General features: G+C 37.4%; 13 protein-coding genes. 7 read left to right on the forward strand and 6 right to left on the reverse strand.

The genetic code is table 11. The features are described from left to right. From AC4IFE_RS09450 to AC4IFE_RS09470, 5 genes are all read right to left on the reverse strand, one after another. Window positions 1-345 carry a cupin domain-containing protein gene (locus tag AC4IFE_RS09450; RefSeq protein WP_490756595.1) on the reverse strand — a complete coding sequence of 115 codons (345 nt, stop codon included), beginning with the start codon at window positions 343-345 and terminating at the stop codon, window positions 1-3. Further along, window positions 342-809, reverse strand: coding sequence for a DUF1648 domain-containing protein (locus AC4IFE_RS09455; RefSeq protein WP_490756596.1), 468 nt, complete (start codon window positions 807-809; stop codon window positions 342-344). The genes AC4IFE_RS09450 and AC4IFE_RS09455 overlap by 4 nt, the downstream gene beginning before the upstream one ends. A 17-nt stretch (window positions 810-826) precedes the next feature. Next, window positions 827-1,543 (reverse strand): C40 family peptidase, encoded by a 717-nt coding sequence (locus AC4IFE_RS09460; protein WP_490756598.1) that lies wholly within the window; start codon window positions 1,541-1,543, stop codon window positions 827-829. Between the two features lie 83 nt (window positions 1,544-1,626). Continuing rightward, entirely contained in the window at window positions 1,627-2,274 is a 648-nt protein-coding gene (locus AC4IFE_RS09465; protein WP_490756600.1) for an O-methyltransferase, read from the reverse strand. Window positions 2,275-2,667: 393 nt separating this feature from the next. Further along, complete coding sequence (locus tag AC4IFE_RS09470; protein WP_440628286.1) at window positions 2,668-3,501, reverse strand: OmpA family protein; 834 nt, start codon at window positions 3,499-3,501, stop codon at window positions 2,668-2,670. 90 nt (window positions 3,502-3,591) lie between these two features. On the opposite strand from AC4IFE_RS09470, the gene tilS reads away from it, so the two are divergent. From tilS to AC4IFE_RS09495, 5 genes are all read left to right on the forward strand, one after another. After that, entirely contained in the window at window positions 3,592-4,917 is a 1,326-nt protein-coding gene (gene tilS, locus AC4IFE_RS09475; RefSeq protein WP_490756601.1) for a tRNA lysidine(34) synthetase TilS, read from the forward strand. Beyond that, window positions 4,907-6,973, forward strand: a complete 2,067-nt coding sequence (locus AC4IFE_RS09480) for a protein-disulfide reductase DsbD family protein (RefSeq protein WP_490756603.1) — start codon at window positions 4,907-4,909, stop codon at window positions 6,971-6,973. The genes tilS and AC4IFE_RS09480 overlap by 11 nt, the downstream gene beginning before the upstream one ends. 263 nt (window positions 6,974-7,236) lie before the next feature. After that, on the forward strand, window positions 7,237-7,764 hold the full coding sequence (locus AC4IFE_RS09485) for a biopolymer transporter ExbD (RefSeq protein WP_490756605.1): 528 nt from the start codon (window positions 7,237-7,239) through the stop codon (window positions 7,762-7,764). A 59-nt stretch (window positions 7,765-7,823) separates the two neighbouring features. Continuing rightward, on the forward strand, window positions 7,824-8,606 hold the full coding sequence (locus AC4IFE_RS09490; protein ID WP_490756606.1) for an alpha/beta fold hydrolase: 783 nt from the start codon (window positions 7,824-7,826) through the stop codon (window positions 8,604-8,606). A gap of 74 nt (window positions 8,607-8,680) precedes the next feature. Continuing rightward, on the forward strand, window positions 8,681-9,475 hold the full coding sequence (locus AC4IFE_RS09495; RefSeq protein ID WP_490756608.1) for a patatin-like phospholipase family protein: 795 nt from the start codon (window positions 8,681-8,683) through the stop codon (window positions 9,473-9,475). A gap of 78 nt (window positions 9,476-9,553) precedes the next feature. Here the strand turns inward: AC4IFE_RS09495 and AC4IFE_RS09500 are convergent, their stop codons facing one another. Next, entirely contained in the window at window positions 9,554-10,558 is a 1,005-nt protein-coding gene (locus AC4IFE_RS09500) for a DHH family phosphoesterase (protein WP_490756610.1), read from the reverse strand. Window positions 10,559-10,793: 235 nt separating this feature from the next. Between AC4IFE_RS09500 and rpmH the strand changes: the two genes are divergently transcribed. Next, window positions 10,794-10,952: a 50S ribosomal protein L34 gene (gene rpmH / locus AC4IFE_RS09505; protein ID WP_034701860.1), complete on the forward strand. Its 159-nt coding sequence runs from the start codon at window positions 10,794-10,796 to the stop codon at window positions 10,950-10,952. 155 nt (window positions 10,953-11,107) lie between these two features. Continuing rightward, a complete protein-coding gene (locus AC4IFE_RS09510) occupies window positions 11,108-11,818 on the forward strand; it encodes a cell division ATP-binding protein FtsE (protein ID WP_490756613.1) in 711 nt (236 codons plus the stop codon). The last annotated feature ends 11 nt before the right edge of the window (window positions 11,819-11,829 follow it).

An 11,829-nucleotide genomic window follows, 5' to 3' on the forward strand; every position in this document is an offset into this window, starting at 1 on the left:
TTATTTTTCAATTTCAATTCGGTCGTTATGGGTAGAGGGACTGGAGATGACAAGAAACTCCACTTCATCATCGGATTCATTGGAAATAAAATGTTCTGATTCAGGCTGAATGGAAATACTTTCTCCTGCCTTTACCGGAAACTTTTTATTATTGATGTAGAGCACGGCTTCACCTTTCAGAATGTAAAAGACCTGCTCTGCTGTTTTATGCAGATGGAGTTTTTCAGCAGTTCCGGCGGGCATTTTTTCCTGTTTTACGGAAAGATTGTGGGAATCATTCAGGACCCAGCTGTCACAGCCATTTCCCCAGATATAATGTTCCGAATTCTGTTTAGATTGTATCATTTGGATATTCCTACAAAAATTAAAACAATGATTAAGCTTCCTATTACTGATAAAATAGCTGTAGATAACGGTACTTTTGGCTTTACATTTTCATCAAAAGCATATCTGAACATATAATCCTGCCCATTCATGAAAATAAGCATGATCAGTGCGAACAACCACCTCAAAAATGTTTCCATAATCAGGAACTGGACATCTTTATTCTGGTCTGTGATTTCTACAGGAAAATTGGCTGTTTCAGGATGCCTTAAGGTATAGGCAAACAGGAAATAGAAAAACGTTCCCAGTAGCGGTGTAAAAAAAGAATAGGCTTTATGGCCAAAATTATCAGCCTTTCCGTCAAAATCGAAATGTACGGGAATTCTTTTAGGAAGTGTTTTGTAATGTTTCAGGGTAAACCACCAGAAAAAAACCACCAATCCGAAATTAAAAATATCAAAAGCTGTGAAAATAATATTCTCCATTCAGACTGTATTTAAGATTAAAGTACATTTTTAATCACTCTCAGCTTATGGGTATGCTTATTCATTTCTTTATTAAAGATCCCCGTAGAATCCAGGATATCGATTCTTACTTTTCCCGAAGCATGAATAATCTTCTGATTCTCAAGCATAATTCCTACGTGAATAATTTTACCTTCAGGGTTTTCAAAGAAAGCTAAATCACCAGGCTGGCTCTCTTCCACAAAACTCAAAGGTTCACCTACTTCTGCCTGCTGATAGGTGTCTCTCGGCAGTTTAATATCATGAATTTTATAGACAAGCTGTGTAAAACCGGAACAGTCTACAGCAAAAAAGCTCTTTCCACCCCATAAATAAGGTACGTTAAGAAATTCCCTGGCAGCTAAAGCTATACTTTCACGAAGGTCATGGCTTCTTCTTGAAGCCACTACAGGAAATTCTACCTCGGAACCCATCGAGAGAAGGGTTTTTCCGTCATTCATCAGCACCGAAGAAAAATCTTCAGTCACTACGGTAACCTTTCTTTTTGCCAGTTCTTCCTCTGTTACAGGTCTCAGCTGTTTGGTATCCATCCATCCTTCATAGTCGTCATAGTGCATTTTTATTCTGGTCCAGTTTTTATTTACTTCCAGGATATCAGCACTTTCTCCAAACAGTATTTCCGTAACAATTTCCGCTTTGTCAGAATTCTCTGCACGAACCGGTGCTACAGTAACATTACAAATTCCTTTATTCATTTTATTAATTTAGAAATTAGGAAATTCAGAGATTTAGAAATTACATGATCTCTAAATTTCTTAATCTTTAATTATTTTTTTAATTATTTTCTTCGCAGGAAGTTTACTCCGTCACGCAAAGGTAAAATAAGATTTTCAAAATCATCGTCTTTTGCGATCAAATCATTGAGTTCTTTGATAACCTGTGTAGATCTCTGTTTCGGATTCTCCTCCAGTACTTTTCCGTACCATAAAACGTTATCAAACATCACTACCGAACCTGTTTTTGTTCTGGGCTTGATCAGTCTGAAATATTCTGCGTAATTTTCTTTATCAGCATCTATAAAGACAAGATCAAAAATCTCATCCGTCTCTCTTAGGAATTCTTTGGCATCCTGAAGCTTAAAATCGATCTGTCCGGCATATTCACTTTCTTCAAAATATTTTTTCGGGAGATAAGCGAGGTCTTTATTCACATCCAGTGTGGTAATTTTCCCATCTTCAGCAAGTCCTGCTGTCAGGCAGAGTGTGGCATATCCTGTAAAAGTTCCTATTTCCAGTACATTTTTCGGCTGGATCATTTGGGAGATAATGGTTAAAAGCCTTCCCTGCTGATAACCTGATATCATATGCGGCTGTGTGGTTTTCTGATAGGTCTCTCTTCTCAGTTTTTTCAGAATTTCAGGTTCCGAGGAAGCATGTGTTTCCAGATACCTGTCCATTTCAGGATTTTTTTCTTCAAAAAAGCTCATACTGCAATTCTTTTATATTATTCAAAAGTACTTAAATATAAAGAAAAAATTATTACTGACCGGCATTTTTTCATCCGTCCCTCCGTAAAAAACCCATTAAAAATACCGTGAAAATACGGATATGTTTGCCTGAAAGATAGTTTTACATTTGCAGAGAACAAGGGGTAAAAACACTAAGGCAAAACAATGAATGCAGGGGAAAAACTAATTAACACAGAGAATCGGAAGACCGCAAGGCCAAATGGCAGTGCGGATTCTTCGTCCAAAAAAACTAAAACAGAAATATCCAATTCATTTTTTCAACGAATTATTTCATTATTGAAAAAAGAAGAATTAATTTGATTAAAAAAAAATCCCGAATGACTTCGGGATTTTTTTATGGGTATGTTTCAATTACTTCTTAGGAGCAATATCCATTAATTTCATGAATTCATCAAGCTTAGGCATAATGATGATTTCCGTTCTTCTGTTTTCCGCTCGTCCAGAAACACTCATATTGGTTGCTTTAGGATTATATTCGGAACGTCCTCCCGCAGTAATTCTTGCCGGATCTACCCCGAACTGCGTCTGAAGAACCTTCGCAACTGCCGTACCTCTCAATGCAGAAAGATCCCAGTTGTCTCTTGGCAGGTTTGGTGAGCTTAAAGGTGCATTATCTGTATTACCTTCAATCAATACAGAATATTTATCATAATCATTAATTACTTTAGCTACTTTTCCTAATACTTCCTGAGCAGCAGGCAGTACGTTGTAATCTCCTGTTTTGTATAACATTTTATCAGAAAGTGAGATCATTACCACTCCTTTCAGCACTTTCACCTGCACATCATCATCCGCAACATTATCAAGAGATCTTTTAAGCTTGTTGGACAATGCCATATTCAGACTGTCATTTTTAGCATTGTTTGAGATCAGCTGTTTGATATATGAATTGGAAGCATTGATCTCACCAACCAGTTTATCAATATTAGCTGAGCTTTTCCCCGTATTTGAAAGACATGCATCCAGAGAGGATTTCAAAGCGTCATGCTGGCTTTTTAAAAGATTATTCTCACCTGACAATGCAGAATTCTGAGACTTCAAATCCTGGATCTCTCTTTGTCTTTCCCCGATATTTTCAATACACTGCTTATAATTGGAGCTTAATGCATCATACTGCTTTTTGCTGACACAAGAGGTCAGTCCCAACGCCATTACAGTTACTCCTAAAATTTTAATAATCTTCATATGTAATCATTTTTAGACGAATCAAAGTTAGGAAAATTGAATTGAATTTTATGGATTATCTTTGCATAAAAGAAATCTTCAACATACCTTTTGGAAAAATTTAGTTTTAAAAATCAGCTTGAAAACCTTGTCCGGAATCCGGAAACTCACAGCTATCTCCTGGCTGTAAGCGGGGGTGCTGATTCCATGGTCCTGGCCTCTCTTTTTAAGGGTTTGGGGCTTAATTTCCAGATTGCTCATATCAACTATAAACTCCGGGGTGAGGATTCATATCTGGATCAAAAAACGGTTCAGGATTTTTGTGAGAAAAATCATATTCGTTTTCACCTGTATGAAGTTTCGGAAAAAGACAATAAACCTGAAAATTCTATCCAGCTTTGGGCAAGGGAAATCCGTTATCGCTTTTTCAGGGAAATTCAGGCACAAGAAAATCTTGAATTTCTTGTTACCGCCCATCATCTGAATGACCAGCTGGAAACTTTTATCATTAATCTTTCCAAAGCTGCCGGCATCAGTGGAATGAGTGGAATTCCGGCAAATAAAAACAATATAATCCGGCCTCTTCTCAACTTTTCAAAAAAAGAAATTTATGAGTATGCTGAGGAAAACAGAATTGATTTCCGGGAAGATCTTTCGAATAAAAAAAGTGATTATCTAAGAAACAAGATCAGAAATGAGATCGTTCCCAGGCTTTTAGAAACGAATGAACATTTCCTGGAAAATTTCAAAAAAAGTTCTTCTTATCTGAATCAAACCAGAGATTTTGCAGAAAAACAGATCGGGGAAATCGAAAATAAACTTACGGTATTTAACCCTGAACACAAAATCTTATCCAAAGAAAAGCTGGGTCAGGAAAGCACTTTTGTACAGTTTGAAATTTTAAAGAAGTACGGATTTGATCAAGAGGAAGAAATTTCGAAGATTTTCACTGCAGAAAACGGAAGCTCTTTTTTTTCAAAAAATTATCACCTCATCATCAACCGGAATGAGCTAATTCTCGTAAATAAGAACAAGGAGAAGGACACAAAAGATGAAATCCTTTTGATTGAAAGTTTTGATTTCTCAGGAGACCTGATGAGCATCTGCCTTGAAGACACAATTGAAAATATTGACGGAATCAATAACAGTTTTGAGTGGAATTTTAATGCTGCAAAACTTCAGTTTCCATTGCGTTTAAGAAAACAACAGGATGGCGATGAATTCTACCCGGCCGGTTTTTCAGGCAAAAAGAAAGTTTCTAAGTTTTTTAGGGACGAAAAATTATCTATTTTAGCGAGGCCAAAAATTTGGATACTGTGTGACAGCAACAATTCCGTACTTGGAATTGTACCCCTCAGACAGGACAGACGATATGCAAGTGATGAGAAAGCGGAAAGTATTCTCAAAATTTTTAATGAAAAGAAAAATGAAATTTAGAAACTGGTTTTTAGTAGTGCTGCTTTTTTTAGCGGCAGGAATTAATGCACAGATCAAAAACCCTGTAAAGTTCAAGTTCACTGTGAACGACTTAGGGAACAACCAATACGAAGCAGTTTTAAATGCTACAATGGAAAGCGGCTGGCATATTTATTCCAAAGATCTTCCTGAAGACACGGGAATTCCTACTGAATATAAAGTTTCAGGGAAAAACATTGAACTGATCGGAAAGTTTACTGAAGTCGGCAAAAAGCACGAGGAATTTTCAGAAGCTTTTGGAGGGACGATTGTTTTTTACTCCAATTCAGCCGGTTTCAAGCAGAAATTTAAATTAAAAGATCCCACAAAACCTGCAGACGTTACTTCTGAGATTACTTATCAGACTTGTGACGACAGGGTTTGTCTGGCACCGAATACTTTAGAATTCAATCAGAAAGTAACACCAAAAGGAGCTACCGAAGAAACGGTGGAGGAAAAAACTGAAGCTACAAAAGATTCGGTAAAAGCCATAGAAACAGTTGCTGCAGCTCCTGTAAAAGGAGAAGTAACAGTAGCAGAAGCTTCAAAACTGGACCCAAAACAGTTAAAAATAGCAACAATTGATTTCCAGAAACCTTTGACGGATTGCGGAACTGCTGTGGAACAGGTTGGTGAAAATTACTGGACCTATTTGTTCTTAGGATTTGTAGGTGGCTTAATAGCCTTATTGACACCATGTGTTTTCCCTATGATCCCGCTGACGGTTTCTTTCTTTACGAAAGGGAATAAGAATAAGGCAAAAGGGAAAAGAGATGCCCTGATTTACGGATTTTTCATTCTTCTTATCTTTGTTCTTCTGAGCCTTCCTTTCCATCTGATCGACGGAATTGCCGGGAATATCTTCAATGAAATATCTACAAGCGTATGGCTGAATATTGCCTTCTTTATCATATTCATCTTCTTCGCAGGAAGTTTCTTCGGATATTATGATATCACGCTTCCGAGCTCAATTGCCAATAAATCTTCGAAAGCAGAAGAAGCAGGAGGAATCATCGGTATTTTCTTTATGGCACTCACACTGGTTATCGTTTCTTTCTCATGTACCGGACCTATTCTGGGAAGCTTACTGGGAAGTGCAGTGACAGGATCTACCAACGTTCCTATGCTGCTTACCTTTGCACTGGCAGGATTCGGACTGGCATGGGCCATCGTTTTTGGATTGCTGGCTTTATTCCCGCAGGCTTTACAGAGTCTTCCAAAATCAGGAGGATGGATGAATACCGTGAAAGTAGTTCTTGGTTTTGTAGAATTGGCTTTGGCTTTAAAATTCCTATCCAAGGCAGATTTGGTTTCCAAAACATTCTTATTAAAAAGAGAGCTTTTCATTGCCATCTGGATCGTAATTGCATTGGGACTGGCCCTTTATTTATTCGGGATCATAAGATTTCCGCACGATGATAAAAAACCGAAAATTTCCATTACAAGAAAGATATTGGGTGCTTTAGGAATAGGTTTTGTGATCTATCTGATCCAGGGATTAATTCCGGCGGAACGTCCAAAACTACAGCTGTTAAGCGGAATTCTGCCTCCATTGAATGTAAGTTATCTTCATGACGAAAAAGACGGCATTCTGGGAATGCACCCAGAGCATGATTTCTTTAATGCTATTGAACTGGCTAAAAAGGAAAACAAACCAATCCTGATCGACTTCACCGGTTATGGCTGTGAAAACTGCCGAAAAATGGAGGAATTCGTTTGGAGCGAACCGGATATCCTTCCTATTTTACAAAATGATGTTGTACTAGCTTCTCTGTATGTAGATGATAAGGAAGAGCTTCCTGAAGATCAGAAAACAAAAATTGATCTTGGAGACGGACAAATCAAAAAAGTAAAAACGATCGGTGACCGATGGAGCTTATTCCAGCAGGTGAATTTCAACAACAATTCCCAGCCGCATTATGTTCTGATAACACCGGACGGAAAAGTGATCAACACTCCGGTATCAGGATATATGCCGAAAGAGGATTTCAAAAAATTCTTAGAATGCGGGGTTAATTATTACAAAACGACGAAGTAATATTTATCTAAACATAACAAAAGCCTTATCAAAAAATTGATAAGGCTTTTTTGTATACAATACTTAGCAATCATTATCTTAAAAAATCACAAATCATTATCAAGATAAAACACTTCAAGCTTTTTCTATATCAAATAACCTGTAAATTTTAAATTTTATTGCTATTTATTAATTTTAGGTATAAACTTTGTATAGATTCCTCCAAATAAGTATCAACACTTTACTTTTTCACCAAAACCGTTTAACATTTAAAAATATTAATTATGGCTGAAGTAATTGCACAAGAAAAGCAGGGAGGAAGCAAACAAAGAAAAAAATTAATCCGGGTGGATATGACTCCGATGGTAGACTTAGGATTTCTATTGATCACCTTCTTTATGTTTACCACCAATTTTACAAAACCCAATGTAATGGATCTGGGACTTCCGGCGAAAGATCCCAATCCAAATCCAATAAACATTCCTCATATTGGAGATAAAAACCAGGTTACCTTTATTCTCGGGAAAAACAACAGGGTATTTTATCACCAAAGCAATGACAAGGATCTGAATACAGCAAACCTGAAAGAAACCGATTTCAGCGGGGTAAAAATTTCCAAGATCATTTCTGAAGCTTATAAAAACGCTCCGGTGCCTGAAAACTTTACAGTCATTGTAAAACCCACCGATGAAGCCAACTATAAAAACTTCGTAGATATTCTGGATAATATCGCGATTTCTAAAAAAGAAAGATACGGTATTACAGATATAAAACCATGGGAGAAGAAAATTTATACCGAATTAACCCAATAGAATAGAAGAGCATTTTTATAATGCTCTTTTTATTTAAATTTGAAGAAACAACTAAGATTATGCTGAACTTTGAAAGAAAAGGAAATGGAAAAGAGATTCTGGTACTGCTTCACGGCTTTATGGAAAACCTTTCTATATGGAGTGATATGGAGCCGCATCTTTCCAGAGGTTTTTCACTGTTGAAAATAGATCTGCCGGGCCATGGACAATCTGATATCCTGGCCGAAGTTCACACTATGGAGCTGATGGCTGATGAAGTGAAAAAAGTTTTGGATCATGAGAAGCTGGATAAAGTACATCTTCTGGGACATTCCATGGGAGGATATACTTCACTGGCTTTTGCCGAAAAATATCCTGAGACTCTTAAAAGCCTGACCTTATTCTTTTCCACTTATTTTCCTGACGATGAAGAAAAAAAACAGCAGCGGATTAAAAGCTACAGAATCATAAAAGATGCTTTTGCCCATTATGCACGGGCCGGAATTCCGAATCTTTTCAATCCCAATGAAAGAGATATCCTGGAAGGCAAAATTGAAACCGCGCTCGAAACTGCGCTTTCTACCAACAATATAGGAGCCCTTGCCTGTGTAAAAGGCATGGTGGAAAGAACGGACAAAAAAAGTGTCATGGAAAACCTGGAAGCAAAAATACTGGTATTGGCAGGAAAACACGACAACGCTGTGAAAACAGATACGATGATCAGGCATCTTCCGGACAGAACCAATATTAAATCCTATATCCTGGACTGCGGACACAACGGGCACTGGGAAAAACCCGGTATCTGCGCAGAAATTATCAATACGGAACTTCTTCATAACCTTCCCAAAAAATTAGTCCTGTAAATAGTCCTGCAATGATTGCCTTAACCGGTTTATATTCAAATTTCTTGTATCTTAGTAAGGAATAATTATTTTCAATGGGTTTATTCTCCTTCAAAAAAAAGAAACCGCCGGTCATCGGCCTTACGCTTTCCGGTGGAGGAATGCGTGGAATTGCCCATATCGCAGTACTGAAAGCGCTGGAAGAATATAATCTGAAGCCACAAATCATTTCAGGAACCAGTGCCGGATCTATTGTGGGAGCATTTTATTCCTTTGGAAAGTCACCGGATGAGATGATGGATATTGTAAAACATACGACATTCTTTTCAAGGTCTTACCTGAAACTTTCTAAAAACGGTATTTTCAGCTCAAGTTTCATCTTAAAACTTTTTTATGATCATTTTCCTGAAAATGATTTTAAAATCTTAAAAATCCCTGTTTACGTTACTGCTACGGAAATGACCCACGGAATTGTGGATTTCTTTTCGGAAGGTGAGCTTTTCGGACCGCTCCTGGCCTCATCAAGCGTCCCATTCATTTTGCCTCCCGTAAGAATAGGAGAAAAAATATATGTTGACGGAGGTGTTTTAGACAATCTTCCTATAGAACCTATTATTGACAAATGTGATTTTTTAATTGCCTCCCATGTCAATTCAATAAGCTACGATGCATTAAAGAAAATGAGCCTTATGAAGGAATTTGACAGGATCCTCCACTTAGCGATTGCAAAATCGGTCTACTCCAAGGCAAAATCCTGTGACATTTTCTTAGACCCTCCTAAAATGACGAAATTCAGCTTATTCAGTAAGAAAAACCTCGATGTTATGTTTCAGGAAGTTTACGAGTATACCTGTGAAGAACTCGAAGCAAGGGATATACTAAAGGTTTGAGTATATAAGAGTATAGGAGTTTTAGGGTTTGAGCGTAGCAGAGTTTACTTACTGAATCAATGCTGTATACTAATTTGCTTACATTTCCTCCTGCTCCAGTCTTTTCTTAAATGTTTCAATGGTATCCGGGAGAGATTCATTAGATTTTCCACCTGCTGCATTGATGTGTCCGCCGCCACTGAAATATTTTCTGGAAAACTGATTCACATCCACATCATCCTTACTTCTGAAAGAGATCTTGATAAAATCATCATACAGGTCTTCCATAAAGAAAGCTGCCATTTTTACTCCTGCAATGCTCAGTCCATAGTTTACAAAACCTTCCGTATCTCCTTTCTGGAAACCAAATTCCTTCAACTCGTTTCTTGTAAGGGAAAGCACTGCTACTTTGCCATCATTCACCACTTCTATTCTTCCCAGCACAAGAGCAAGCAGATGAAGACGGGAAACGGTGTTGGTATCCCATGTATTTGAAGTTATTATGGACGGATCAGCTCCTTTTTCTATCAGATTGGCAATAATCCTGTGTGTCGTTGCGCTTGTGGAACGGAAACGGAAACCGCCTGTATCTGTCATGATCCCAGTGTAAAGGCATTCTGCAATATCCTGGTTGACCAGCTTTTCATCTTCCATTGCTTCAATAAAATGATAAATCATCTGTGAAGTAGCAGGAATTACTGTATCGGAATACACAAAATCAAAGTTTTCCGGTTGCTGGTGATGATCGATGAGGATCTTCTTAGCCTTGGATTTAATCAGCCATTCGCCCAGCAGTCCTATTCTTGAAGGAGAATTAAAGTCAAGACAGAAAATAACGTCTGCACCACTGATCAGATCAAATGCATACTTCCTTTTATATTCCCCGATAACCACCTTTTTAGATTCCGGCATCCATTTCAGAAATTTCGGAAAATCATTGGGAACAATTACTTCAGCCGGAATTCCTTTAGCCCCAAGATAATGCTTTAACCCCAGACTGGATCCTATGGCATCGCCATCCGGGTTATAGTGGGTAAGAATAATTATTTTGTTTTCAGGCGTAAGTAATGTACTGATATCTAAAAGTTCTGCTGGTGTAAACATCGTGTGTTTATTTTTCTTTAAATTTGAGTTTTCAAAGATAGAGCTTTTAAATAAATCATCTCAATATTATTTCTTTGCACGAAATTTCGTTTCTTAGCGATGTTTGTCAATATTGGAATAAAAAACATTTCAAATAATTTCTAAAAAAAGATGAGTAAAATTTGTAACTTTTAAAAATTTCTATATCTTTGCAACCTGAAAATTAATAGATTAATTACGATTTAAATATATAGTAATGAGTAAAAGAACATTCCAGCCATCAGAAAGAAAGAAAAGAAACAAACACGGTTTCAGAGAAAGAATGTCTACGCCAAATGGAAGAAGAGTTTTGGCAGCAAGAAGAGCTAAAGGCAGAAAGAGTTTAACTGTTAGTGCAGCCCGCGCTAAGAGATAATATCTCGAATTATCATATACAGATCATGCTTGAAAAGAAGTTTTTCAGGCATTTTTTGTTGTTAAAATTTCCTAAAGTTTAGGGTTTTTAAGCTTCTTTTTTCTATTTTTAAGATCTGAAAAAATATTTTAGAAATAGCACCATAAAATTGAATTATGCCGCATACACATATCTCCGGAGATAATATTATAAGCTTACAGCACGCAAAAATTGCGCAAAAAAACTTCACTGTTCTTTCTGATGTAAATCTTAACATCAAAAAAGGCAGATTCTGTTACCTTATCGGAAAAACAGGTTCCGGAAAAAGCTCACTTCTTAAAACGCTTTACGGACACATTCCTTTAGCATCAGGGCATGGAGCTGTGGTAGGTTTTGAACTTGCCAAACTGAAGCCATCAGACATTCCTAACCTGAGAAGAAAACTAGGAATTGTCTTCCAGGATTTCCAGCTTCTTTCTGACAGAACGGTTGAGAAAAACCTAAAATTCGTTCTTGAAGCAACAGGATGGAGCGATAAAATAAAAATGGAAGACCGCATCAACGAAGTTTTGGGAAGTGTAAACATGAAAAGCAAGAAGCACAAAATGCCGCATGAACTTTCAGGGGGAGAGCAGCAACGTATTGCTATTGCAAGAGCTCTGCTGAATCATCCGGATCTTATCTTAGCAGATGAGCCTACAGGAAATCTTGATCCGGAAACATCCAATGAAATCATGACACTTCTGAAGCAGGTAGCCCTTGAAAACGGAGCTGCTGTAGTTATGGCAACCCATGATTACCATATGATCCAGAATTTCCCTGGAGAAGCGATCAGATGTGAAGACGGAAAAGTTTCTGTACTGGATACTGCAGAACTATTTGAGTAAATTAAGTTATA

This window comes from Chryseobacterium sp. UF-81, from assembly GCF_058245105.1.